The organism is bacterium (assembly GCA_035945995.1).
GTDB lineage: Bacteria > Sysuimicrobiota > Sysuimicrobiia > Sysuimicrobiales > Segetimicrobiaceae > DASSJF01.
Window position 1 is genome coordinate 1 of the sequence record DASYZR010000045.1, and the last position, 24,525, is coordinate 24,525.

Annotated in this window: 25 protein-coding genes; 20 read left to right on the forward strand and 5 right to left on the reverse strand. The window is 70.2% G+C overall.

Annotated elements, in window-relative coordinates; translation table 11 throughout:
• Window positions 1–515, forward strand: a 515-nt coding sequence (locus VGZ23_04180) for a cell division protein FtsH (GenBank protein ID HEV2356795.1), incomplete at its 5' end; no start/stop codon positions are given.
• A 15-nt stretch (window positions 516–530) separates the two neighbouring features.
• On the opposite strand, the gene VGZ23_04185 is transcribed toward VGZ23_04180, so the two are convergent.
• The 3 genes from VGZ23_04185 to VGZ23_04195 are packed head-to-tail and all read right to left on the reverse strand — an operon-like array spanning window position 531 to window position 3,630.
• Window positions 531–1,376: a carbohydrate ABC transporter permease gene (locus VGZ23_04185; protein HEV2356796.1), complete on the reverse strand. Its 846-nt coding sequence runs from the start codon at window positions 1,374–1,376 to the stop codon at window positions 531–533.
• 5 nt (window positions 1,377–1,381) lie between these two features.
• A complete protein-coding gene (locus VGZ23_04190) occupies window positions 1,382–2,332 on the reverse strand; it encodes a sugar ABC transporter permease (GenBank protein HEV2356797.1) in 951 nt (316 codons plus the stop codon).
• An 8-nt stretch (window positions 2,333–2,340) separates the two neighbouring features.
• The gene (locus VGZ23_04195; GenBank protein ID HEV2356798.1) at window positions 2,341–3,630 is read right to left on the reverse strand and encodes a sugar ABC transporter substrate-binding protein; all 1,290 of its coding nucleotides are present in this window, start codon (window positions 3,628–3,630) and stop codon (window positions 2,341–2,343) included.
• A 185-nt stretch (window positions 3,631–3,815) separates the two neighbouring features.
• Between VGZ23_04195 and VGZ23_04200 the strand changes: the two genes are divergently transcribed.
• Complete coding sequence (locus VGZ23_04200) at window positions 3,816–4,415, forward strand: isochorismatase family cysteine hydrolase (GenBank protein ID HEV2356799.1); 600 nt, start codon at window positions 3,816–3,818, stop codon at window positions 4,413–4,415.
• A complete protein-coding gene (locus VGZ23_04205; protein HEV2356800.1) occupies window positions 4,412–4,915 on the forward strand; it encodes a hypothetical protein in 504 nt (167 codons plus the stop codon). The genes VGZ23_04200 and VGZ23_04205 overlap by 4 nt, the downstream gene beginning before the upstream one ends.
• 31 nt (window positions 4,916–4,946) lie before the next feature.
• On the opposite strand, the gene VGZ23_04210 is transcribed toward VGZ23_04205, so the two are convergent.
• Complete coding sequence (locus VGZ23_04210; GenBank protein ID HEV2356801.1) at window positions 4,947–5,675, reverse strand: SIMPL domain-containing protein; 729 nt, start codon at window positions 5,673–5,675, stop codon at window positions 4,947–4,949.
• A gap of 158 nt (window positions 5,676–5,833) precedes the next feature.
• On the opposite strand from VGZ23_04210, the gene VGZ23_04215 reads away from it, so the two are divergent.
• The 11 genes from VGZ23_04215 (at window position 5,834) to radA (ending at window position 18,002) form a co-directional block, all read left to right on the forward strand.
• Window positions 5,834–6,193, forward strand: a complete 360-nt coding sequence (locus VGZ23_04215) for an ASCH domain-containing protein (protein ID HEV2356802.1) — start codon at window positions 5,834–5,836, stop codon at window positions 6,191–6,193.
• A gap of 24 nt (window positions 6,194–6,217) precedes the next feature.
• Window positions 6,218–7,126 carry a glutamate formimidoyltransferase gene (ftcD, locus tag VGZ23_04220; protein ID HEV2356803.1) on the forward strand — a complete coding sequence of 303 codons (909 nt, stop codon included), beginning with the start codon at window positions 6,218–6,220 and terminating at the stop codon, window positions 7,124–7,126.
• On the forward strand, window positions 7,123–7,983 hold the full coding sequence (folP, locus tag VGZ23_04225) for a dihydropteroate synthase (GenBank protein ID HEV2356804.1): 861 nt from the start codon (window positions 7,123–7,125) through the stop codon (window positions 7,981–7,983). Before ftcD ends, folP begins: the two co-directional genes overlap by 4 nt.
• Window positions 7,980–8,345 carry a dihydroneopterin aldolase gene (gene folB / locus VGZ23_04230; GenBank protein ID HEV2356805.1) on the forward strand — a complete coding sequence of 122 codons (366 nt, stop codon included), beginning with the start codon at window positions 7,980–7,982 and terminating at the stop codon, window positions 8,343–8,345. The genes folP and folB overlap by 4 nt, the downstream gene beginning before the upstream one ends.
• Window positions 8,346–8,370: 25 nt before the next feature.
• Complete coding sequence (locus tag VGZ23_04235; GenBank protein HEV2356806.1) at window positions 8,371–9,624, forward strand: biotin--[acetyl-CoA-carboxylase] ligase; 1,254 nt, start codon at window positions 8,371–8,373, stop codon at window positions 9,622–9,624.
• Entirely contained in the window at window positions 9,621–10,610 is a 990-nt protein-coding gene (locus VGZ23_04240) for a P1 family peptidase (GenBank protein ID HEV2356807.1), read from the forward strand. Before VGZ23_04235 ends, VGZ23_04240 begins: the two co-directional genes overlap by 4 nt.
• Before the next feature lie 146 nt (window positions 10,611–10,756).
• Window positions 10,757–11,689 carry a quinate 5-dehydrogenase gene (locus VGZ23_04245; protein HEV2356808.1) on the forward strand — a complete coding sequence of 311 codons (933 nt, stop codon included), beginning with the start codon at window positions 10,757–10,759 and terminating at the stop codon, window positions 11,687–11,689.
• Window positions 11,686–12,855: a shikimate dehydrogenase gene (locus VGZ23_04250; protein ID HEV2356809.1), complete on the forward strand. Its 1,170-nt coding sequence runs from the start codon at window positions 11,686–11,688 to the stop codon at window positions 12,853–12,855. The genes VGZ23_04245 and VGZ23_04250 overlap by 4 nt, the downstream gene beginning before the upstream one ends.
• A gap of 143 nt (window positions 12,856–12,998) precedes the next feature.
• Window positions 12,999–13,472, forward strand: coding sequence for a transcription elongation factor GreA (greA, locus tag VGZ23_04255; GenBank protein HEV2356810.1), 474 nt, complete (start codon window positions 12,999–13,001; stop codon window positions 13,470–13,472).
• A 492-nt stretch (window positions 13,473–13,964) separates the two neighbouring features.
• Window positions 13,965–16,427, forward strand: coding sequence for an ATP-dependent Clp protease ATP-binding subunit (locus VGZ23_04260; GenBank protein HEV2356811.1), 2,463 nt, complete (start codon window positions 13,965–13,967; stop codon window positions 16,425–16,427).
• 168 nt (window positions 16,428–16,595) lie between these two features.
• The gene (gene radA / locus VGZ23_04265; protein HEV2356812.1) at window positions 16,596–18,002 is read left to right on the forward strand and encodes a DNA repair protein RadA; all 1,407 of its coding nucleotides are present in this window, start codon (window positions 16,596–16,598) and stop codon (window positions 18,000–18,002) included.
• Between the two features lie 28 nt (window positions 18,003–18,030).
• Here the strand turns inward: radA and VGZ23_04270 are convergent, their stop codons facing one another.
• Window positions 18,031–18,423, reverse strand: a complete 393-nt coding sequence (locus VGZ23_04270) for a DUF1573 domain-containing protein (GenBank protein ID HEV2356813.1) — start codon at window positions 18,421–18,423, stop codon at window positions 18,031–18,033.
• 98 nt (window positions 18,424–18,521) lie between these two features.
• Here VGZ23_04270 and VGZ23_04275 point away from each other — a divergent pair, with 98 nt between their 5' ends.
• From VGZ23_04275 to sigH, 6 genes are all read left to right on the forward strand, one after another.
• Window positions 18,522–19,613: a PIN domain-containing protein gene (locus tag VGZ23_04275; protein ID HEV2356814.1), complete on the forward strand. Its 1,092-nt coding sequence runs from the start codon at window positions 18,522–18,524 to the stop codon at window positions 19,611–19,613.
• On the forward strand, window positions 19,610–20,803 hold the full coding sequence (gene ispD, locus VGZ23_04280; protein HEV2356815.1) for a 2-C-methyl-D-erythritol 4-phosphate cytidylyltransferase: 1,194 nt from the start codon (window positions 19,610–19,612) through the stop codon (window positions 20,801–20,803). The genes VGZ23_04275 and ispD overlap by 4 nt, the downstream gene beginning before the upstream one ends.
• Window positions 20,803–21,225, forward strand: coding sequence for a hypothetical protein (locus VGZ23_04285; protein HEV2356816.1), 423 nt, complete (start codon window positions 20,803–20,805; stop codon window positions 21,223–21,225). The genes ispD and VGZ23_04285 overlap by 1 nt, the downstream gene beginning before the upstream one ends.
• Window positions 21,222–22,781 carry a cysteine--tRNA ligase gene (gene cysS, locus VGZ23_04290; GenBank protein HEV2356817.1) on the forward strand — a complete coding sequence of 520 codons (1,560 nt, stop codon included), beginning with the start codon at window positions 21,222–21,224 and terminating at the stop codon, window positions 22,779–22,781. Before VGZ23_04285 ends, cysS begins: the two co-directional genes overlap by 4 nt.
• Window positions 22,766–23,575, forward strand: a complete 810-nt coding sequence (rlmB, locus tag VGZ23_04295) for a 23S rRNA (guanosine(2251)-2'-O)-methyltransferase RlmB (protein HEV2356818.1) — start codon at window positions 22,766–22,768, stop codon at window positions 23,573–23,575. Before cysS ends, rlmB begins: the two co-directional genes overlap by 16 nt.
• Before the next feature lie 252 nt (window positions 23,576–23,827).
• Complete coding sequence (gene sigH, locus VGZ23_04300) at window positions 23,828–24,475, forward strand: RNA polymerase sporulation sigma factor SigH (protein ID HEV2356819.1); 648 nt, start codon at window positions 23,828–23,830, stop codon at window positions 24,473–24,475.
• The last annotated feature ends 50 nt before the right edge of the window (window positions 24,476–24,525 follow it).

Sequence of the window (24,525 nt, forward strand, 5' to 3'; positions counted from 1 at the left end):
ATCGCATCGCCATCTGCCTCGGCGGCCGCATCGCCGAGGAGATCATCTTCGGCCAGATGACCACCGGCGCCGGCAACGACATCGAGAAGGCGACCGACCTCGCCCGCAAGATGGTGACCGAATTCGGGATGTCGGACAAACTCGGGCCGCTGACCTTGGGGGCCAAGCACGGGCCGGTGTTCCTGGGCCGCGATCTCGTGGAGAGCCGAAACTACTCGGAAGAGATCGCCTACGAGATCGACAAAGAAGTCCGGAGGATCATCGACGAGTGCTACGGGCGGGCCCGCCAGGTGCTGACGGAGCACAAGCCCGTGCTGGAGCGGATCTCCCGGGCGCTCCTCGAGCGCGAGTCTCTCGAGAGCGACGATCTGGACCTGCTCATCGCGGGACAGCCGCTGCCGCCCGACATGCCGGAGACGCCGCCGCTCCCCGGAGTGACGCAGGAGGTCAAATCGTTCCCGCGGCCGGACAGCAAGCCGGTCACGCCCTCGCTCAAGCCGGAGGCGACCGGGTAAGGCACACCCGGTCGCCTATCCGCGCACCGCGCCCTTGGTCAGCCCTTCTACCAAGTATCGCTGAACGACGGCGAATCCCAGCACCACGGGCGCGGTCGTGATCGTGGCCGCGGCCATCATGCCGGCCCAATCCGCTTTGAACTGCCCCGTGAACGCCAAGAGCAGGCCGGGCGGGAGGGTCTTCATGTCCATGCTGCTCGTGAGCGTGAGCGGGAACAACAGGTTGTTCCAGGCGCTGAGAAACGCAAACACCCCCGTCGCGACGATCCCGGGCAACGCCACGAATATGACCACGCGAAGGAGCGACTGGAGACGCGAGCAGCCGTCCACCCACGCGGCCTCCTCGATCTCGCGCGGGACCGAGTCGATGAACGCCTTCATCATCCAAGCGCCGAACGGCACCGAGAAGGCGCAGTAGGCGAGGACCAGCCCGACGTACGTGTCGAGCAGTCGGGTCCGAAGATACACGAGGTACAGGGGAATCAGCAGGACGACCAGCGGAAACATCTGCGTGGCCAGTATCCCGTACATCATCGGGCCTTTGAGACGGTAGCGCCCCCGCGAGAAGCTGTAGCCGGCCAGCGTGGCGAGCAATACGGTGACGAGCGCCGTCGCGAGCGAGGTGATGACGCTGTTCGTAAACAACCGCCCCACGGGCGAGGCGCCGGTCGCCAGCTGGGAGTAGTTTTCCAGGGTCGGCGCGGCCGGCCACAGCTGTGGGATGGACTGGAACATCGCCAGGTTTGTCTTGAGCGACGTGATCAGCATCCAGTACACCGGGAACAACGTCCAGATGAGCGCCAGCACGAGGAGCGCCGTGCCGACCGTGCGGCCAAACGTTCCGAGCCGCCGCGGTGCCATCCGCCCTACACCTCGTCCACGGCCGTCAGCGGGCGCCGCTCCAGCGCCCGAATGTACACAATCGCGAGGAGCAGCAGCACGGCCAGCCAGATCGTGCCGACCGCCGCGGCGTAGCCGATGTTGAACTGCGCGAAGGCGAGCTGAAAGATGTAGACGACCAGCGTCGTCGTAGCGTAGACGGGACCGCCGCCGGTCATCGCCCAGATCAGCGGGAAGTTGTTGAAGTTGTTGATGACCATGATGAGGGTGGAGACGACCATCGTATTCTGCAGGTAGGCAAGGGTGATGTGCCGGAACTCCTGCCATCCGCCCGCCCCGTCGATCCGCGCCGCATCGCGGATCTCCTCCGGAATGCCTTTGAGCGCGGCGGTGAACATCAGCAGGTAGAACGGCGTCTGGCTCCATACGTTGGCCAGCACCACGGCCGGCATGGCCCATTGGACGGACGCGAGCCAGGGAACGGCGGCGGCGATCGCGTGCAGGCGGAGCAACAGGTAGGTGATGATCCCTACCTGCTGATCCAGCATGTACCGGAAGAGAAATGCGACGACGATCACCGGGATCGCCCAGGGCGTGAGCAGCGTGCCCCGCACCCACCGCAGCGACGGGGGGAGACGCTCGGTCAGCACGGCCAGGGCGAGCCCGAGGAGAAATCCGATCGCCACCGACGACGCGGTGAACTCGAGCGTGTTCGCGACGGCGCTCCAGAAGACCGGATCGCGCGACAGTCCAACGTAGTTTGCGGCCCCGACGAAGTGGACGTGCTCGGGGTCGAGCAGCTGGTCATTGTAGCCGGACAGCAGCAGGGCCCGGGCCGTCGGATACGCCACGACGAACGCGAGCACGGCGACGGCGGGAACGACCAGTCCGTCGAGCCAGGCGCCCGGGGAGACGCGCCGGCGTCTCGCCGCAAGCGCGCCCGCGATGGCCGGACCGACGGCCTCACGGCCCGCCACGGCGGGAATCAGTAGGCGGTCTGCAGCTGGGTCTGCATCTGCTTGGCGATGTCGCCGACCGGACTGGTGCCGCTCACCGCCTGCTGGACACCGGTCATGATCGCCGGATACGCCTTGCTATAGATGGGCCCCCAGGCAGGCCGGACGACCGTCGGAATCACGTCCTTAACGAACGCCTGAACGATGGCACTCCCCATCTGCTTTGGAAACAGCGTGATCGCATTCCGGAGCGGGGGGATCACCCCTGAGGTCAAGGTGTAGGTTTCGATCGCCCTCCGGTCGGATGCCAGGTATTGCATGAACGCCCACGCCGCCGTCTTGTCCCTGGCGGCTTTGAACATGACCAGCTGGTGGTCGGTGGGAATCGTGTAGTGGCGCCCGTCACTTCCGGCCGGTAGCACCGTCACGCCCCACGTCGCATCCAACTGCTCGGGCGTCATCGCCTTGTTGAGGCTTAGGATCACTCCCCGCAGGTATGGTCCGTCGAAGGCGAAGGCGAGCTCGTTTCGAGCGGCGAGCGGCCGGAATTCGCCGAGCAGCTTCCCCGGCAGCGTATAACCGTCGCGCGCGAGCGTCCGCACCCACGTCAGGTAGGCCGTCATCTGCGGTGTGTCTGCATCTGGCGCGCGCGGGCCGAGCGGGTGGGCGCCGAACGCGAGCATGAATGACCAGTTGACGTCCAGCCCAAAGCTGCGATTCGTAATATCTAGGCCGAACGGGACGACCCCGGGATCCTTCGCTTTGACGGCCCGCATTGCGTCCATCCACTCCGCGAACGTGGCCGGGGGCTTCCCAGGGTTCAGCCCGGCCTGCTTCAGCAGCGTTCGGTTGTACCAAAAGCCCAGCGGCGCCACGACCCAGGGGACCGCGTAGAGCGCGCCCCCGAACCTGCCGAGGGTCACCTCGCTGGGATATAGGCTTTCGAGAAACGCATGCGGCGCGATCCCGTCGAGCGGCTGAAGCGCCCCCGTCGCCTGCAGGGCCACGGTATCGTTGCCGGCGATCTGCGCAACATCCGGCGGATTGCCGGCCGTCGTCTGAATGATCAACTGGTGGAGGATATCGCTGAACGACACCGGAACGCTTTTAATTTGGACGCCCGGGTGGGCACGTTCGAAGGCGCTGATGACCTCCTGAATCGCGGGGCGTGTAGCGGGTTCGGCTGACGCCCAGTTGACGAAGGTCACTGTGACCGCTGCAGAGGCAAACGCTGGCGACCATGCCGACGGCAACAGGACGGCGATCAGGGCCGCGCCGAGTACGGACCGCCAGACGACCTTTCTTCGGATCTGTGGCATCCCCGCACCTCCCAGAGCGTCACTCACGCGGGTCCGCGCCCCGCCTTTGGCGAACGGTCACGGTGGCCGATGGTGCCGCGTCGGGGGCATTCGCGGCGAGGGCGTCGGCCCCTCCGCTCGTCCGTGCACAGGGGCGTGTGAAGCCGCGAGGAGGGGGCGCGCGCCGCGGGGAAACTCCCTCGGGAATGATCGAGATTCCCGACCTCACGGTGGAGGCCCGCGTCGATGTGGCGGCGGCCGGCACGGCTCTCATTGTCGTCGACATGCAGAACGACTTTGTAGATCCCGCCGGCAGCCTCTCTGTGGCCGCCGCGGCCGCAACGATTCCCGCGATTGGCCGGCTGCGCGACCTGGCGTACGCCCACGGCCTGCCGGTCGTCTACACCCAGGACTGGCACGGTGAGGACGATCCTGAATTTGCGATCTGGGGCCGCCACGCCGTCGGCGGAACGTGGGGCGCCGAGATCGTGCCGGCGCTGGCCCCCGGGCCGGGCGATCTCGTGGTGCGCAAGGTGCGGTACGATGGATTCTACGGCACGGCGTTGGAGCACGAGCTGAGGCGCCGTGCCATCGATACGCTGGTGATCACGGGCACCGTCAGCAACATCTGCGTGCTGCACACGGCCGGGAGTGCCGCGCTGCGGTGGTTTCGGGTGATTGTCCCGATCGACGCGGTTTCGGCGCTGACCGAGTTCGATCAGCGGGCCGCGCTGCGGCAGATTTCGTTTCTCTACCGTGGGACGCTCGTGCGAAGCGAGGGCATCGCGGTGGTGACGATCGAATGACGACGCGCACGGCCAAGACCGGCAAACCGTTCCTGTCCACGCGCGCGCTGCGGGGACGGCGCGGGCAGCGCGCCAATTGGATTCCCGTCGCCGGGTACGTGCTGTTTGTGGTGCTCATCGCGGCCGGACTCTTCGCGTGGGATCATGCCTACGAGGCCCGCCAGCGGGCGCTGTTTGCTCCGGCGTCGCCGCAGGTCCTCGCCCGCAACCTCATCGAGGATGTCGTCGGGCCCGGTACCGTCACCGACGTCAAAGTCGACGACAAAGCCGGCACGCTCGACGCGACGGTGCGGGACGTCCTGGTCAAACCCGGGCAGCCGCTGGCCGAAAAAAAGAAGAATCTTGCCGCCGAAGGAACGCTGGCGATTCAGTTCGTGCAGGCCCGGCTTCGCTACAAGGTGATGACCGTGCGCGTCCTCCTGAACGGCACGGTCGCGGCCACCGTCACCGCCAGCGGGCAGTCCGCGCCGACGACGCAGTACGCTCCGGTCTTGAAGTGAGCGCGGCCTGCGCCCGCCGGCCCGGCCCGCGTTAGAAGGTGTAGACAGCGCGGACCTGCATTACGACCGGCACGGTTCCGGGAAGGACCGGCGTACCCGCCGCGACCTGCGCCATGGCGATCCCGGGGCGGGGCACCGGGATCGCGCCGGCCTGTTCGATCCGGACAAGCCGGAGGCCGCCGACGCCGGCCGCCTCCGCGATCGCCGTCGCCGTGGCCCGGGCATCTTGCACCGCGAGTCGGAGCGCCTGGGTACGGTAGCCGGTGGGATCGCGCAGTTGCCACTCAAGACCGTCGACGCCGTTCGCGCCGGCCGCCACCCCCGTGTCGATGACCTGACCGGCGCGGCTCAGGTCGTCGAGGGTGACGATCACCCGATTCTCCGCCTGGTAGCCGGTGATCGGGCCCGTCCCGCCGGACTCCGGCCGCCGCTGCGGGAAGAGCGACACGGTGGTGGTGCGCACGGCGCTCTGCGGGAGACCGAGCGCCAGGATTTTGCCGACGATCTGCGTCATCGCCGCCGCGCTCTCCCGCTGCGCGTCCTGCGCGGTGGGCCGGACGACGATGACGGCCAGGGCGATGATGGCCCGATCGGGAACGGCCTCCACGGTTCCCTGGCCGGTGACCACGATCGTGCGTGCCGCCGCCGGGCGTCCGTCCGGAGCCGGTGCCGGAGCGGGTTGACCGTGGGCGACGCCTGCCGCGGTCACGGTGAGGATGATGAGGAGCGCGCCAAGCCACCGGTACGGAAGCGTTCGCATGTGTCGTCCCTCCTCGACCGTCTGCTGATCGCTCTAAACGCTGCGGAACGCATCCGGGTTCCGCGGGGGAGGAACCCCCGGCGCAGGACAGAAACTAGGAAAATCCCGCCCGGCAAGTCGCGCCTGCGCGAGACGACCCGGGCCGGACGGAGGGGTGCATGCTCGCATTGAACTTTTACTCCCCGCTGCTCGCCGCGGCGCTCCGCGACGGAACCAAGACGCTCACGGTTCGGCTGGGCGACAAGCGCGACAAGTACCGGGACGGGCAGATCGTCTGGGTCACGGTGGGCCACAAGTACGGTACGCGGCAACGCATCTTCACGGCGGTGATCGACCGGGTGGACACGAAGCTGTTGCGGGACGTGTCGCCCCGTGAGATCGCGAAGGACAATCCCGCGGCCCGCGAGCACACCGACCTGCTCGAGTTTCTCTCTACCATCTACAGCCGGCGCGTGGGCCTCGAGGACACTGTGACGCTCATCCACTTCTCCCGCATCACCAACGCCCGAGAGGAATAGAGCACCGTTCCCCTGATCGAGTGCGTGCCCAACGTGAGCGAAGGCCGCCGGGCCGGCGTCATCGCGCGTCTGGCCGCGGCGGCCGGCGGCGAGACGGGGGCGCGGCTCCTCGACGTGTCCTCGGACCCCGACCACAACCGGACCGTGTTGACCTTTGTCGGTAGGGCGGACGCCGTGTACGACGCCGCGAGGCGCGTCGCCGCCGTGGCCGTCCGGGACATCGACCTCACGCACCACGACGGCGTGCATCCGCGCATCGGCGCAATCGATGTGGTGCCGTTCGTGCCGCTCTACGGCGCGACGATGGCGGACTGCGTCGGGCTCGCCCACCGGTTTGCGGCCTACGCGGCCGCGGAGCTCCGGCTGCCGGTCTACCTCTACGGCGACGCCGCCCGCGGCTGCACCTCCCGCGGGCTCGCGGCGATCCGCCGCGGCGGGTTCGAAGGCCTGCGCGCCGAGATCGGGACGCCGGCGCGGCGGCCGGACATGGGGCCGGCGGCGGTACATCCCACGGCGGGCGCGGTGGCCGTGGGCGCGCGCCGCGTCCTGATCGCCTTCAACGTGGATCTCGCGGCTGGCGGCGTCGCGGTCGCGCGCACGATCGCGCGCGGCGTGCGGGAGTCGTCCGGCGGCCTGCCCGCCGTCCAGGCCATGGGGGTGTGGCTGCCGCGGCGCGGGCTCGCGCAGGTCTCGATGAACCTCCTCGATTACCACCGCACGCCGCCGCTGACGGCCTTCGAGTGCGTGCGGGACGACGCGGTCCGGCGCGGCGCCGGCATCGCGGCGGGCGAGCTGATCGGCTGCGCCCCGCGAGAGGCGCTGCCGGCCGATCCGGTCGCCGCGCTGCGGCTCCGGACGCTGCACCCCGGACAGGTGCTCGATCCGGAGCGGCTCGCGGCGGACCTGGTCGGCCCGTCCGGGGAGCCCTCGTGAGGCCGCAGGCCCCGAGCCGGGCGCATCCCGAGCCCATCCGGTGCGGGTCGGCCGTGTTCGAGTTTGGCCGGCGCACCTTTCTCGTCGGGATCGTCAACATGACGCCGGATTCGTTTGCCGGCGACGGACTCAACGGCGACGAGGGCGCCGCGGAGGCTCTCGGCCGCCGCTGGAAGGAGGACGGCGCCGACCTGCTGGATGTCGGCGGCCGCTCCACCCGGCCCGGCGCTCCGCCCGTGCCGGTCGACGAGGAACTGCGGCGGACCATTCCGGCGATCCGCCGGCTCGTGCCGCTCGGCCTCCCGGTCAGCGTCGATACGTCGTCGGCCCGGGTGGCCGCCGCCGCGCTCGAGGCAGGCGCCGTCATGATCAACGACGTGACGGCGCTCCGCGGCGATCCCGAGATGGGACCGCTCGCCGCACGCGCCGCGGTGCCCCTCGTCGTGATGGACGGCGACGACCGGCGCGCGGCGGCCGATGTCACGGCCGCGACGGGCACGTTTCTCGCCGAACGGCTTCAGGCCGCCGCCGGGTACGGGATCGATCCGGCACGCGTCATCGTGGACCCCGGCTACGGGTTCGGCGTGACGCTGGCGCAGAACATGGCGATGTTGCGGTGTCTTCGCAGCCTGACGGGGCTCGGCCGCCCTATTCTGATCGGCACGTCGCGCAAAGGGAGCATCGGCAGAGTGTTGAACCTCCCGGTCCATGAGCGGCTGGAGGGCACGGCCGCAACGATCGTGGTGGCGATCGCCAACGGCGCGGACTTCGTCCGCGTGCACGACGTGCGCGCGATGTCGCGCGTGGCGCGGATGACGGACGCGATCGTCCGCGGCCTCCCCGCCGGGACGGCGTGAGCGACCGCATCCGCCTCTGCGGTCTCGCCTTCTACGCGCATCACGGCGTGAGCGCGGAGGAGCAGGAACGTGGACAGGTGTTCACGGTGGACGTCGCGGTCGAGGCGGATCTGCATCGCGCCGGGCATACCGACGCGCTGGCCGACACGCTCGACTACCGAGACTTGTACGCGCGGATCCGCGCGGCCATGACCGAGACCCGGTACCATCTGCTGGAAGCCGCGGCCGAGGCCGTCGCGCACGCGCTGCTCGACGTCGAGCGCGTCGAGGCCGTCACGGTGAGCGTGCGGAAACCCCACGTCCGGCTGGGCGGGCCGCTCGAGAGCGCGGCCGTCGAGGTCACACGGCGCCGGCGCGCGTGACCGCGCGCCGCGGACGGCCTCGGGCATGACGCGTGCGTTTCTCGGACTCGGATCGAACGTCGGCGACCGCGCGGGATACCTGCGGGAAGCGGTCCGCCGTCTCGACGCCCCGGATCTTCGCGTGACGGACCGCTCGCCGGTCTACGAGACGGCGCCGTGGGGCCGGACCGGACAGCCGACCTTTCTGAACCAGGTCGTGGCCGTCGACACCACGCTTGCGCCCCGGGCGCTGCTCGAGCGGTGTCTTGCCGTGGAGCGCTCCCTCGGCCGCGTGCGCGGCGAGCGATGGGGGCCACGCCCGATCGACGTGGACGTCCTGCTCTACGACGAGGCGGTCGTTCGCGAGGCCGACCTCACGGTCCCCCATCCGGAGCTGGCCCGCCGGGCGTTCGTCCTCGTGCCGCTCGCGGACGTGGCCCCGCACCTGCGCCTCCCCGACGGCACCGGCATCGACGCGCTCCTCGCCGCGTCGCCTGACCGCGCCTCGGTCTGGCCATGGGAAGACCCGGGCGCGGCGGTGATCGGCAGGGACCTTCGCTGGTATGAGACGTTGCCTTCGACGAACGGGCTCGCGCGGCGCCTCGCCGAACACGGGGTGCCGGAGGGCACGGTCGTCGTGGCCGAGCGGCAGACCGCCGGGCGCGGACGGCTCGGCCGGTCGTGGACGTCGCCGGCCGGAGGCATCTGGCTGTCCGTCGTGCTGCGGCCCGCGCTGCCCATCGACCGGTTCCCGCTGATCGGCCTGGCCGCGTGCGACGCGACGGCCCGGACGATCGAGGAGATGACGGGGCTGCGCGCGCGCCTCAAGTGGCCCAACGACGTGTTGGTCGAGGGCCGCAAGGTGGCCGGATTGTTGCTCGAGGCCGGTCCCGCCTCTGAAGCGGAGCCGGCCTGGCTCGTCGTAGGCATCGGCCTGAACGCCAACGTCGCCCCCGAGGCGCTGCCCGACCGGCCGTACTACCCCGCGACGTCGCTTCAGGCCGTCCTGGGCCGGCCGGTGGACCGCGGGCGTCTGTTGCGCGCGCTCCTGCGCGTCCTCGACGGCGACTACCAAGAACTGTCCCGCGGCGGGGGCGCCGCGGCGCTCGGCCGCTGGCGTGCCCGGTCGGAGACCCTCGGGCGGTATGTCCGCGTGGCGACGGCGGCGGCGACCGTCGAGGGGCTGGCCGCCGGCGTCGATGAGTCGGGCGCACTCCTGATCCGCGCCGACGACGGGACGCAACGGCGGATCGTCGCGGGCGAGGTGACGCAGGAGGTCGCGATGGAGGAGCGACGATGACGCCGGAGGCGCGGCGGACCGGCGGCGGGGACGGCCCGCGGGGGATCACCGACGTGCCGGGGATCGCCGTGGGGCACGCGACCGACGCGCGCCACCTCACCGGGTGCACAGTCGTCCTCTGCGAGGCCGGGGCCGTCGCCGGGGCGCTGGTGCTCGGCGGCGCGCCCGGCACGCGGGAGACGGACCTGCTCCGCCCGGAGGCCGTGGTCGACCGGGTACACGCAATCGTCCTGACCGGCGGAAGCGCCTTCGGCCTTGCCGCGGCCGACGGGGTCGTGCGTGTGCTGGAATCGCGCGGCGTCGGATTCCAGACCGGCGCCGCCCGGGTGCCCATCGTGCCGGCCGCGGTGTTGTTCGATCTCGGACTCGGTGACGCCGCCGTGCGCCCCGACGCGGCGATGGGCGAAGCAGCGTGCCGCGCGGCGCGGCGCGGACCGGTCGGGGAAGGCAACGTCGGCGCAGGGGCCGGCGCGACGGTCGGCAAATTGCTCGGCGCCCGCAGCCGGATGAAAGCCGGCGTCGGCACGTGGAGCGCGTCTCTTCCGGGCGGTGCCACGGTCGGGGCCCTCGTCGTCACGAACGCGTTCGGCGACGTCGTCGACCCGCGCACCGGCGACATCCTCGCCGGCGCGCGCGATCCCGAGACCGGCGCGTTTCTGGGGACGGCGTCCCGGCTCGCCGCAGGCATCGCGACGGCGGGCCGTCCGTTCGAACACACGACCCTCGGGGTGGTGGCCACGGACGCGGCGCTCGGCAAGGCCGATGCCGTCCGGCTCGCGGTTGCCGCCCATACCGGCCTGGCACGGACCGTCTCGCCGTCGCACACGTCGGTGGACGGCGACGCGGTCTTCGTGCTCGGCACAGGGGCCGTGCGGACCGAGCGGCTGATGCTCGAAGCCGCCGTGGCCGCCGTCGTGGCCGAGGCGGTGGTGCGTTCGGTGCGCCTCGCCCGCAGCGCGGGCGGCGCGCCCGGGCTGGCCGGATGAGCGGGGGCCGCGCAGGAGAGGGGGCCCGGTGAGTCTAACACACGCACGCCGCATGTGGCAGACTCGATCCGCCAGAGACGCGGAGGCGACCGACCGATCACAATGGGGGATGTCATGGCTCACGCGGTAGCCCGACGACGCGAACGATGAAGCGGGTCGTGAGCGTGAGCTTGGGCAGCCACACGCGCGACAAGCGGGTCGAGACCGTCATCCTCGACGAGCCGTTCGTTATCGAGCGCATCGGCACGGACGGCGACATGGGACGGTTCGAAGCGCTGGTCCGCGACCTCGACGGCCGGGTGGACGCGATCGGCATGGGCGGCATCGATCTCGACCTCCGGGCCGGCAACCGGCGTTACCGCATCCGGGACGCGGCGCGCCTCGTGCGCGGCGTCCGGCGCACGCCGGTCGTCGACGGCGGCGGCATCAAGGCGTCCTGGGAGAAATACCTGATCCTCGAATACCTGCCCCGGACGGCAGGCGTGTCGTTTACCGGCCGCCGCGTGCTGCTCGTCAGCAGCGTGGATCGCTACGGCATGGCCGAGGCGTTCACCGAGGCCGGTGCGATCACGCTGTTCGGCGACTTCTACTTTGCGCTCGGCCTGCCGGTTCCGATGCGGACGCTCGGGACCGTCCGCATCCTGGCCGCGTGCCTCCTGCCCGTGATTACACGCCTGCCGTTCCAGTGGCTGTACCCGACCGGTGAGAAGCAGGAGCGCGTGACGCCGAAATACCCGCAACTGTTCGAGTGGGCCGAGGTCGTCGCCGGCGACTTCCACTTCATCCGGCGGTACATGCCGGAGTCGCTCGCGGGCAAGACCGTGTTGACGCAGACGATCACCGTCGACGACCGCGAGGCCCTCCGCCGGCGCGGCGTGCGACGCCTCATCACCGCATCACCCGAGATGGAGGGGCGGTCGTTTGCCACCAACGTGCTGGAAGGGATCGTCGTCGCGCTCTCCGGCAGCCGCACCGACACCATGGCGCCCGCGCAGATCATCGACTGGCTGCTGCGCGCGGGCGTGCGCCCGCGCGTGGAGACGCTGACGCCGGAGCCCGGGACCGGGGCGGCATCGTGAGCACGCCGCCGGTGAGCCGCGACGGCGCGGGGGGGGCGGCGCCGGGGCGCTTTGCCTTCGTCATCCATCCCCTCTACGTGCAGCAGTACGCGCAGAAGTTCCCGTTTACACGTCTCCTTCCCGGCCGGCTCGTCGAGCGGGCGTTTCGCGCGGTCCCGCCGTTTGAGGCGTCCCACATCACGGGCATCGTCTCCGCGACGGGGGCCCGCGCGGAGGGCTGGTTCATCGCCCTGCCCTGGACGCCGCGGGTGCTGCTCGAGGCGCCGGTGGAGCTCGTGTACCGGCGGCTCGTGCAGGCGGGGCGGATCGCCGGGCGCCTCGGCGCCGGCATCCTCGGACTCGGCGCCTTCACGAAGATCGTCGGGGACCGCGGCGTCACCGTGGCGCGCGAACTGGCCATCGGAGTGACGACCGGCAACAGCCTGACCGCGGCCACGGCGGTGGAAGGCGCGCTCGCCGCGGCGGACCGGATGGGCATCGCGCCGCGCGGCGCGCGCGTCGCCGTGCTGGGCGCGACCGGCTCGATCGGCGCGGTGTGTTCGCGGCTGCTGGCCCCGCAGGTCGGGAGTCTGGTGCTGGCCGCGCGCCGCCGCGGGCCGCTCGACGCGCTCGCGGGGCGGCTGCGCGCCGAAGGGGCGGCCGAGGTCCAGGTCACCTCGGACGTGCGGCAGGCCGTCGCGGACGCCGCGATCGTCCTTACGGTGACCTCGGCGACCGACGTGCTGATCGAGCCGGAGGACCTCCGGCCGGGCGCCGTGGTCTGCGACGTGGCGCGCCCGCGGAACGTCTCGCAGCTCGTGTATGCGCGGCGGCGCGACGTGCTCGTGATCGACGGCGGGGTGATCGACGTGCCGGGGCCGGTGGATTTCGGGCTCGATTTCGGGTTTCCGCCCGGCACGTGCGAGGCGTGCATGGCGGAAACGATGCTGCTCGCGCTCGAGCGCCGGTACGAGGACTACACCATCGGCGCGGATCTCGATCTCGACCGCGTCCGGGAGATCCACGCGCTGATGCACCGGCACGGCTTCCGGCTCTCGGGCCTGCGCCGGTTCGAGCGGCGCATCTCCGACGACGAGGTCGAGGCGATCCGGACGGCGGCCCGGAGCGCGCCGCCGCGCCCGCCGGCGGCGCGCCGGAGCGCCCCGGCTTCAGCGGAACGTGTCTAGAATTCCGAGGGTGGGCCCGCGCCTTTGACAACGTGGACCGGCTTCGGTATACTCAGGGCCGAGGTCGAGACTGAGGGAACCCTCAGTCTCGTTCCCTCTTATTGCCGCCAAATTGTGAGAACCGGTCGGGTGAGCTGAGCCGCATGGACGAGAAGGCAACCATTCTAACGCCCGAGGGTCTGCGCAAACTCGAGGAGGAACTGGAGTTCCTCAAGTCGGTCAAGCGAAAGGAAGTCGCCGAACGGATCAAGCAGGCGAAAGAGTTCGGGGACCTGTCCGAGAACTCCGAATACGAGGACGCGAAGAACGAGCAGGCGTTCACCGAGGGGCGGATCCTGACGCTCGAGGGGATGCTCCGGAACGCCAAGGTCATCAACAACCACGACGTCCGATCGGACGTCGTGTCGATCGGCAGCACGCTCAAACTCGTGGACGAATCCGGCGAGGAACTGACGTTTACCATCGTGGGGTCCCCGGAAGCCGACCCGTCGCACGACAAGATAAGCAACGAGTCCCCCGTCGGGCGCGCCGTGCTCGGCAAGCGGAAGGGCGAAACCGTCACGGTGCACGCGCCGGCGGGAACAATCAAGTATACGATCAAGGGGATCAAGCGCTAGAACCGCCGGCGCGCGAGTGATCCACGCGGCATCGCATCACCCGGCCTGACCCGCCGCTCCACCCTGCAAGACCCCCCGGTACCCGCACATAGGACCCCCTGCGCCGTGTCCGCGGAGAGGTCGGACCACCGAGTCTGCCTGATGACGCAGCGGGGAAAGAATAGGACTACACGGCCGGCGCGGTGCGAAGACCGTGCAGCGGCAGGAGTCCGAAGACGGGCGAAGAAAGAGGACGCCGGCGGGCGGGTTCGCCGGCCAGCATGGGGGAGACTCTTCACGGAATCTTCGGGAGCACCGCGGCGTATCACCAGTGGGAGGGCGGGGGTATCCTTCCCAGACTCTGCCGGGCAGTTCGGGGTTCAGATGCACGGCGCCGAGCCCCGGGTGTGAACATGGACGTGAAGCGGATCGTAATCGTAGGAGATAGGACGATGCCGACAACGCAGCAGAGGGCGCACATGGGGCTCGGGCAGAGAGGGGGTCGGCCGCGGGATGTTTGAACGTTTCACGGAGCGCGCACGCCGCGTCATCATCCTGGCGCAGGAAGAAGCCAAACGGCTGAACCACAGCGCGGTCGGCACGGAGCACATCCTGCTCGGGATCATCCGCGAGGGCGAAGGCGTCGCCAGCAAGGTCCTCGAGTCTCTCAACATCAATCCCGAGCGGGTCCGGGCGGAGATCGAGAGCGCCATCGGCCGCGGCGAGCGGACGCCGTATGAGGAAGTGGCGTTCACCCCGCGGGCCAAGAAGGTGCTCGAGCTCGCGCTCGACGAGGCCCGCCGGCTCGGCCACAACTACATCGGAACGGAGCACCTGCTCCTCGGCCTGATCCGCGAGGGTGAAGGGGTGGCTGCCCGCGTGCTCGAGGCGATGGGGGCGGACCTCGAGCGTGTCCGGTCGCAGGTCGTCTATCTCCTCGGCGAGGAGGGCACGGCCTCCTACACCAAGCAGGCGAGCAAGACGCCGACGCTGGACGAGTTCGGCCGCGACCTGACGAAGCTGGCGCGCGAGAACAAGCTCGATCCCGTCATCGGGCGCGAGCGCGAGATCGAGCGCGTGATCCAGGTGCTGTCCCGTCGCACGAAGAACAACCCGGCGCTCATCGGAGAACCGGGCGTGGGGAAGACGGCGATCACGGAGGGTCTCGCGCAGCGCATCGTGCGGGGCGACGTTCCCGAGGTGCTGCGCTCGAAGCGCGTGGTGCAGCTCGATCTCGCCGCGCTCGTCGCGGGCACGAAGTACCGCGGCGAGTTCGAAGAGCGGATGAAGAAGGTCATGGAAGAAATCCGCAAGGCGCAGGGCGAGGTCATCCTCTTCGTCGACGAGCTGCACACGCTCGTCGGCGCCGGCGCCGCGGAAGGCGCGATCGACGCCAGCAACATTCTCAAGCCGTCGCTGTCGCGCGGCGAGCTGCAGTGCATCGGCGCCACGACGCTCGACGAGTACCGGAAATACGTCGAGCGGGACGCGGCGCTCGAACGGCGGTTCGCGCCGATTCTCGTCTCCGAGCCCAACGTCGACCAGGCGGTCGAGATTCTGCGCGGCCTCCGGGAGCGGTACGAGGCGCACCACGGCGTCAAGATCGGGGACGATGCGCTCGTCGCCGCGGCGCAGCTCGCCGACAAGTACATCTCCGACCGGTTCCTGCCCGACAAGGCCATCGACCTGATGGACGAGGCGGCGAGCAAGATCCGGCTGCAGGCCAGCTTCCTGCCGCAAGAAGTGCGGCAGGCGATGGAAAAGGCCGACCGGGCGCGCCGCGAAAAGGAAGAAGCGATCAAGAATCAAGACTTCGAGAAGGCCGCGGGTCTGCGCGACAAGGAAAAGGTGCTGCGGCAGAAGCTCGAAGAGCTCGAGAGTTCGTGGAAGACCGACAAGGGCCGCGACATCACCACCGTGTCGGCCGACGACATCGCGGACATCGTGTCGAGCTGGACCGGGATTCCGGTGACGCGCCTCGTGGAGGAGGAGACCGAAAAGCTCCTCAAGATGGAGGACGTGATCCACAAGCGGATCGTCGGCCAGGAAGAGGCCGTGACGGCGGTCTCGCGGGCGGTGCGCCGCGCGCGCGCGGGGCTCAAGGACTCCCGGCGCCCGATCGGATCGTTCATCTTCCTCGGGCCGACCGGCGTCGGCAAGACCGAGTTGACGCTCGCCCTCGCCGAGTTTCTTTTCGGCGACGAGAATGCGGTGGTCCGGATCGACATGTCCGAGTACACGGAGCGGCACACCGTATCGCGGCTCGTCGGGGCTCCCCCGGGCTACGTCGGCTACGAGGAGGGCGGCCAGCTCACCGAGCAGGTGCGCCGCCGGCCCTACTCGGTGGTGCTCCTCGACGAGATCGAGAAGGCGCACCCCGAGATCTTCAACGTGCTGCTCCAGATCCTGGAGGACGGCCGGCTCACCGACGCCCAGGGCCGCACGGTCGATTTCAAGAACTGCGTCGTGATCATGACGAGCAACGTGGGCGCGCCGCAGATCCAGCGCGAGGGCGCGGGCCTCGGCTTCCGGGGTACCGCCGACCTCGAGCTCGACGCGCAGCGCCAGTACGAGAAGATGAAGGGGCACGTGATGGAAGAGCTTCGGCGCACCTTCCGGCCGGAGTTCCTGAACCGCGTTGACGAGATCATCGTGTTCCGGCCCCTGTCCCGCGATCAGATCGCGGCGATCGTCGACATTCTCATGGACCGCGTGCGGCGCGAGATCCGGGGCCAGGGCATGGGCCTCGCCATCACGGACGCCGCGCGGGACCTGCTGGCCAAGGAAGGGTTCGATCCGCAGTACGGCGCGCGGCCGCTCCGGCGGGCGATTCAGCGGCTCGTGGAAGACCCGTTGTCGGACGCGATGCTACGGGGCCGATTCAGCTCGGGCGACGAGATCGTGATCGACGCGCACGACAACGAGCTGGTCTTCGAGAAGAAGCGGGAGCCGGTCACGGTCGACAAGGGCTCGTAATCCCCGGCAAAGCCGGGGACAGGCCCCCGACAAGGCGGGGACAGGCCCCCGACAAGGTCGGGGACAGGCACGTGGCCGCGACGGCCCGGGATTTACCGCCCGGGCCGTCGCATGCCTCCGGTCACGCTCCCCCCGCGGGGAGGCGCCGGAGCATCGGGGAGGAGGGCGATGGCGAAAACCACCCGCGTGGGCGGAGGCGGCGAGGCCACCCGCACTGTGTTTGTCTGCCAGGCGTGCGGCTACGAGTCGACCAAGTGGCTCGGGCGCTGTCCCGGTTGTTCCACATGGAACAGCTTCATCGAAGAGCGCGTCGGCGGCCCAGCCCGCGCCGGCGCGCGGCCGGCCGGCGGGTCCGCCGCGGCGCCGGTGGCGATCACGGACGTGGTCCTCGACGAGGCCGCGCGCGTCCGGACCGGCATCGCCGAGGTGGATCGCGTGCTGGGCGGCGGCGTCGTGCCTGGATCGCTCGTCTTGATCGGCGGTGACCCCGGCGTCGGAAAATCTACGCTCGCGCTCGCGATCGCGCAGCACCTGGCCGCCGGGGCCGACCGTCCATCCGTGCTCTACGTCTCCGGAGAGGAATCCGTCCGCCAGACCAAGATGCGCGCCTCCCGGTTGGGCGTCGACGCCCCGAGCCTTCTGGTCCTTGCGGAGACCGATCTCGACCAGATCATCGCCCACGCCGGCCGGGTGCGGCCCGCGCTCGTCGTCGTAGATTCCATCCAGACCGTCTACCGCGCCGACATCATGGCGGCGCCGGGAAGCGTCGGCCAGATCCGGGAGTGCACCGGCGATCTGCTGCGCGTCGCGAAGGTCGAAGGCGGCCCGGCCGTGCTGGTGATCGGGCACGTGACGAAGGAGGGCGCGATCGCCGGGCCCCGAGTGCTGGAGCACATGGTCGACACGGTGCTGTACTTCGAAGGCGAGCGGCACCACGCGTATCGGGTGCTCCGCGCGACCAAAAACCGGTTCGGCTCGACCAACGAGATCGGCATCTTCGCCATGACGGGGCGCGGGCTCACCGAAGTGGCGGATCCGTCGGCGCTATTCCTTGCGGAGCGGCCGGACGGGGCGTCCGGGTCCGCGGTCGTCTGCGCGATCGAGGGCACGCGGCCGCTGCTGCTGGAGGTCCAGGCGCTGGTGACGCGCACACCGTTCGGCATGCCGCGCCGGACCGCGGCAGGGATCGACTACAACCGCCTGCTGCTGCTGCTCGCCGTGCTCGAGAAGCGCGCGGGACTGCATCTGTCGGCGCACGACGTGTACGTGAGCGTGGCCGGCGGGGTGCGGGTGGACGAGCCGGCCGCGGACCTGGGCGTCGCGGTCGCCGTGGCGAGCAGTCACCGCGACCGGCCGGTCGACGCGGCGGCCGTCGCGGTCGGCGAGGTCGGGTTGGGGGGCGAGGTGCGCGCCGTCAGCCAGATCGACCGCCGCATAGCCGAGGCGGCGAAACTCGGATTCCGGCGCCTCGTTCTCCCGCGCGCGAACCTGGCGGCGATCGATGAGATGCCGGCGGGCCTCGAGCTCGCCGGCGTCGAGCACGTCGCGGAAGCGCTCGAGCGCCTCGTCACGTAGGCGCTCCGTATCTGCCGCGGAGACCCCGCTATTTCAAATTGAAAATGCCGAGGCTCTTGATCCGGCTGTGTTCCTTCTTCTGAATCGCCATGAGGTCCAGATCGAGGAGATTGCACAGCGCGGCGATGTAGAACAATTCGGAGCCGATCTCCGACTCCACCGCCTCGGTGCACCGTTCGCACAACCTGCCGTCGAGATGCGTATGCAGATACTGCCGGAGCTCGGCGAGCCCCACGTCGGCGGGAAACTGCTGCTTGGTCGCCGTGACAGAGATGCACCCGCACGTGGTGACGGCCTTGGCGATGGCGCGGTTGACCCGGGCGGTGGATTCTTGAAGCTTTGTGACCACGTCGAGGACGCTGCGATGGCGAACGAGGTATTCGTCGACCTGCGCCTGAAACGACAGGCTCGTCTCTTTCATGAACCGCGCACCCCCCAGGGCCCCAACGCGCTGCCATTATAGGCACCCCGCCGCGACAGTGTCAAGAAATACCGGGCGCGTGCTATGATAGCGGCGAGATGCGCCGGCTCATTCGTGGCGTCGGTCTTGTGCTCGGCGCCCTCATCGGGTATCAGGTCACGGAGACGTTCCGTCCGCTGATCGTGCAACGGGGCGGCGATGGTCTCCATCTCGCCGTGCTGGTCATCGGCGTCGAACTCGGCGCGGCGGCCGGGGCCCTCCTGTCGCAGCCCATCGCGAGATGGTTCGTCGAGTCGATGGGCCGGGCGCTCCGGCGTCTCGGCGAGGTGCCGCTGCGTGACGTCGTCTCCGGAGCGATCGGGCTGGTTGCCGGCCTGTTGGTGGCCTTTCTCGTCAGCCTTCCCCTGCAGCGCGTGCCGGTGATCGGCGAATACATTCTCCCCATCGCCGCGGTGCTGGCGTTCGGCTATCTCGGTCTCCACCTCGGGCTTCAGCGGCGGGACGACGCGCCCGCGGCATTCGCGCACATGGTCGAGCGGATGAGCCGCGAGCGCCGCAGCCGCCGGCCGGCGGGGTCCCCCAAGCTGCTCGACACGAGCGCCATCATCGACGGGCGCATCGCCGACATCTGCCGGGCGGGGTTTCTGGAAGGACCGCTGCTGGTGCCGCGCAGCGTGCTCGCCGAGCTGCAGCACATCGCGGATTCCGGAGACACGCTTCGCCGCAACCGCGGGCGGCGCGGGTTGGATGTCCTCGATACGATGCAACGGGAGCTCCGCATGGTGGAGGTGTACGATGACGGCGACGCGCCGCCGGGGGAGCCGGTCGACGCGCAGCTCACGCGCCTCGCCGTTGCGCTCGGCGCGGCGATCGTGACCACCGACTACAATCTCAACAAGGTTGCCGGCCTTCAAAGCATCCGCGCGCTCAACGTCAACGAGCTGGCAAACGCGATCAAGCCGGTGACGCTGCCCGGCGAGGACTTGACCGTCCATCTGATCAAGGACGGCAAGGAGCCCGGGCAGGGGGTAGGATACCTCGAGGACGGGACGATGATCGTCGTCGAGGGCGGCAAGAAGTACATCGGCGAGACGCTCGAGACGGTCGTGACGAGCGTGCTCCAAACCGCCGCCGGCCGCATGATCTTCGCACGTCCCAAATCGCTCGAGAGAAACGGTGCCCCCCGGTGATCGCCGGACCCGGCGTGGCGGCGGTCGTCCCGGCGGCCGGCCGGGGCGAGCGGTTCGGCGGTGACGGGCCGAAGGCGCTGGTGCCGCTGGGAGGCCGTCCCCTTCTAGAGTACGCGCTCGGGGCGCTCGCCGCCGCGCCCTCCGTCGGGATGATCGTCGTCGCGGCGCCGGCGGAGGCGGTCGACGCCGTTGCCGGTCTCGCGCGCCGCGTGGCCGGTCGGAAGGCCGCCGCGGTGGTGCCCGGCGGGCCCGATCGACAGGCGTCGGTGGCCCAGGGGCTGGCCGCGCTGCCGGCCGGGCCGGAGATCGTGGTCGTCCACGACGGTGCCCGTCCGCTCGTGCCAGTGCCGTTGATCGAGGCGGTCGCCGCCGCGGCGGCCGAGGGCGGCGCCGCCACCGCCGCGATCCCCGTCGACGATACGGTGAAGCGCGCGGCCGACGGGTGGGTCCGCACGACGATCGACCGCGCCGGCCTGTTTCGGATCCAAACGCCGCAGGCGTTTCGGCGGAGCGTGCTCGAAGCGGCGCATCGGGAGGCGGAGCGGACGGGATTCCGGGGAACCGACGACGCGGCGCTCGTGGAGAACCTCGGACGGCCGGTGCGGCTCGTCCCGGGGGCGGCCCTCAATCTCAAGGTGACCGTGCCCGACGACTTGGCGCTGGCCGAGGCGCTGCTGCGGCGTCACGAGCCGCCCACGCCCGCACCGCGCGTCGGGATCGGCTTCGACGCGCACCGCCTGGTGCCCGGGCGGCCGCTCGTGCTGGGCGGCGTGGTGATCCCGGCGTCGCGAGGGCTCGACGGCCACTCCGACGCCGACGTGATCGCCCACGCCGTAATGGACGCGCTCCTCGGAGCGGCCGGATGCGGCGACATCGGCCGGCTGTTTCCCCCGAACGATCCGGCCTACGCCGGCGCCGACAGCATGGAACTGCTGGACCGCGTCCGGGCGCTCCTCGCCGAGCGGGGTTGGCGCGCCGGCCACGTCGACGTCGTCGTGCTGGCGGAGGCGCCGCGCCTCGCGCCGCACGTGGACGCGATGCGGGCGGCCATGGCCCGGGCGCTCCGAACCGATCCCGCCGGCATCAGCATCAAGGCGACGACGCTGGAAGGCATGGGCGCGATCGGGCGCGAGGAGGGCATCGCGGCGCAGGCCGTGGCCAGTCTGGAGCCGGGTCGGGACGGCGTGTGATGAGGCGGGGAACGCGTCTCAAGCAGGACGTGCCCGGCCGGTGGATTAACGGCCGGTTCGTCCGGCCGCGCCGCAACCTGCTGCCGATCCTGATCGAAGAGTCGGTGACCGACGAGCCCGTGGTCGTCGAGTCGGCGCCCGGGAAACCCGCGTCGCGGCCGGCCGGGTTCTGGCGGGGCTCCGAATTCCACCGGGTGGTGAGGCTCTTTGGCTGCCGGTTCGAGCGCGACGCGGTGTACGTCCGCGTGCTGAGCGAGCGGGGCCGGGTCTACGAGTTGAGCCGCACGCTCGAGACGGATCCCTGGACGTGGCGCAGCCGGTGGCGGTGGGATCTCATCGCCGTGATCCGTATTGTGTCGGTCCGGCGTCTGCCGTCCGATCCGCATCAATGGATCTGGCCCGCGGGAGACCGCTCCCGGTGACGCTCCGAGTCTACAGCACGCTGGCCCGCCGGAAGGAACCGTTCGAGACCGTCTGTGCCGGCGAAGTGCGCATGTACGTCTGCGGACCGAACCTCTACGGTCCATCGCACGTCGGGCATGCGATGTCGTATGTCGTGTTCGACGTCATTCGCCGGTACCTGGTCTACCGCGGCTACCGGGTTCGGTACGTGCAGAACTTCACCGACATCGAAGACCGGATCATCGAGACCGCCGCCGCCGAGGGCACGACGATCGAGGCGCTGGCGGAACGCTACGCCGCGCGCTTCCTCGAGGAAATGCGCGCGCTCGGCGTCCGGCCCGCGGACGTGTATCCGCGCGCGACGCGGGCCATCCCGAAGATGATCGAGATCATTCGCGGCCTCGAGTCCCGCGGGTTGGCCTACGCCGCCGGCGGCGACGTCTTCTTCCGCGTGGCCGCGTTCCCCGGGTACGGACGGCTCTCGGGCCGGTCGCTCGACGAAATGATGGCCGGGGCGCGCGTCGACGTCGATCCGCACAAACAGCACCCGATGGACTTCGTGTTGTGGAAGGCCGCGAAACCCGGCGAGCCGGCGTGGGAGAGCCCCTGGGGCCCGGGGCGGCCGGGCTGGCACATCGAGTGTTCCGCGATGTCGATCGAGTATCTCGGCCCGCAGCTCGATATTCACGGGGGCGGCCAGGACGTGGTGTTCCCGCACCACGAGAACGAGATCGCGCAGTCGGAGGGCTACACCGGCAAGACCTTCGTGCGCTATTGGGTGCACAACGGCCTCCTGCGCCTGACCGGCGGGCCGGAGAAGATGACGCGCCACCTCGGGAACATCATCGCGATCCGCGAGGCGCTGGATCGCTATCATGCCGACACGCTGCGGGTGTTCTTCCTTTCATCGCACTACCGGAATCCTCTGACCTGGAGCGACGAGGCACTCGCGGCGGCGGCCGGCGGCGCCGAGCGGCTGCGGACCGCGCGCGAAACCGCGGCCGACCTGCTGACGGCCGCGAAGGCTGCCCCGGCCGGCGGGATTCCGGTCCCGGACCCCGTCGTGCAGGCGCTCGCGGGCGCCGTTCCTGCGACGCGCGGGGCCTTCGAGGCCGCCATGGACGACGACTTCAACACGCCCGGCGCGCTGGCGGCGCTGTTCGACCTGGCCGCGGCGCTGAATCGCGTCACGGATGCGGCGGTCCGGCGGAGGACCCCGCTGTCGCCCGACGCGGCCGACGCCGTCCGGGCGGCGCTCGATGTCCTCAGCGAGTTGGCGGACGTCCTCGGGCTGCGGCTCGAGACATCGCTGACGCCCGTGCAGGCTGCCGGCCTGCGCGATCTCGCCCGCAAACTCTCGCACGAGCGGCCCGACCTGTTCGATCCCGGCCGGCGGCCGGACGGCGGGGCGCCGGGAGAGGCGGGGCCGGCACTCGTGGACTACATCGCACGCGGACGCGTCGAGGCGAGACGGCGCAAAGACTGGGCCACCGGCGACCGCGTGCGGGCGCATCTGTCGGAACTCGGCATCTTGCTCGAGGATACGCCCGCCGGATTCAAGTGGCGCGTGCGGTAGCCGCGGAGACGGCGCTCGTCGGGCGCCACGCGGTCCTCGAGGCGCTCCGCGGCGGCCGGCCCGTCTATCGCGTGCTGGTGTCCCGCACGGCGCACGGCGCCGGCCCGCTCCAGGACATCGTCGAGACCGCGCGCCGGCGCGGCATTCCGGTCCAGCCCGTCGATCCCCGTCGGCTCGCCGCCCTGGCCGGCCGCCTGCCGCACCAGGGCGTCGCGGCGCTTGCCGGCGTTCAGGCGCTCGTCGAGCTCGACGACGTCCTCGCGGTGGCGCGCGGCCGCGGTGAGGCTCCGTTTCTCATCCTGCTCGATGGGGTGGAAGATCCGCACAACGTCGGGGCGGTCATCCGCACGGCGGAGGCGGCCGGCGCGCACGGGGTGGTCGTGCCGCGCCGCCGGGCGGCCGGGTTGACGCCGGCGGTGGCGCGCGCCGCGGCGGGCGCCACCGAGCATGTGGCCGTCGCGGGCGTGGGGAACATGGCCGCGGCGCTTGAACGGCTGAAGGCCGCGGGGGTGTGGGTTGTGGGCGCGGATCCCGAGGCCCGCGAGCGGTACGATGCCGGCGCCCTCGAGCCGCCGGTCGCGCTCGTCGTCGGCGCGGAAGGACGCGGGCTGCACCGGCTCGTCCGTGAGCGCTGCGACCGGCTGGTCTCCATCCCGCTGCACGGACGGATCCGGTCGCTCAACGTCTCGGTCGCCGCGGCGCTCCTCCTGTACGAGGTGGCGCGGCGCGTGCGTCCCGCGGACGAGGCGGCGCCCGCCGTCGGGGGGCGCGCGTCCGGCCGGGGCGCGTGTTGACGGGCGCGTCTCGCCGCCGTGACGTAGCCTGCGACGTCGGCGTCGATTTCGCGCCGTGTATTGACTCCGCAATGTGCAGTTGTATAATGTGTGTAACTTGCGGCAACAGCCAGAAGCGGTGCCCAGGGGGGAGCAGGACGGTCGTCCGACACCATCGGATCTCCGACGCCCCGTTCTTCTATGCGACAGCCAGCCAGCGCAGACCGTAGTATCCCACACCCCAGGACGACACTTCGGGCGGAGGCGAGACTTGTGGTAGTTGCGCGCAAGGTGGCGGCGGCGGTACCGAGTTATCAAGACATGGGGGATGAACAGCTCGTCGATTGCGCGAAGGGCGGCGATGAATTCGCCGCCGAATACCTGATCAACAAGTACCGCAACTTCGTCCGCGTCAAAGCCAAGGCGTACTTCCTGATCGGGGCCGATCGCGAAGACATCATCCAGGAAGGCATGATCGGTCTGTACAAGGCGATTCGCGATTTTCGGCGGGAGAAGCTGTCGTCGTTCCGCGCGTTCGCCGAGCTCTGCATCACCCGCCAGATCATTACCGCCATCAAGACCGCCACCCGGCAAAAGCACATCCCGCTCAACTCGTATATCTCGCTCAACAAGCCGATCTACGACGAGGATTCCGACCGGACGCTCCTCGACGTGATCAGCAGCATCAAGGTGTCCGACCCCGAGGAGCTCGTCATCAACCAGGAAGCCTCCCAGACGATGCGGGAGCGCATCCGCAAGAACCTGAGCGACCTCGAGTGTCGCGTCCTCACCGCCTACCTGGAAGGCAAGTCGTACCAGGAGATGGCGACCGAACTGCACCGTCACGTGAAGTCGATTGACAACGCGCTGCAGCGCGTGAAGCGGAAGCTCGAGCGCAATCTCGAAGGCGAGGAAGACTAGGCGGCCGGCGCCGCGGCGCGCCGGGCGGTGAAAGCGTCGAGGCGGGCCCG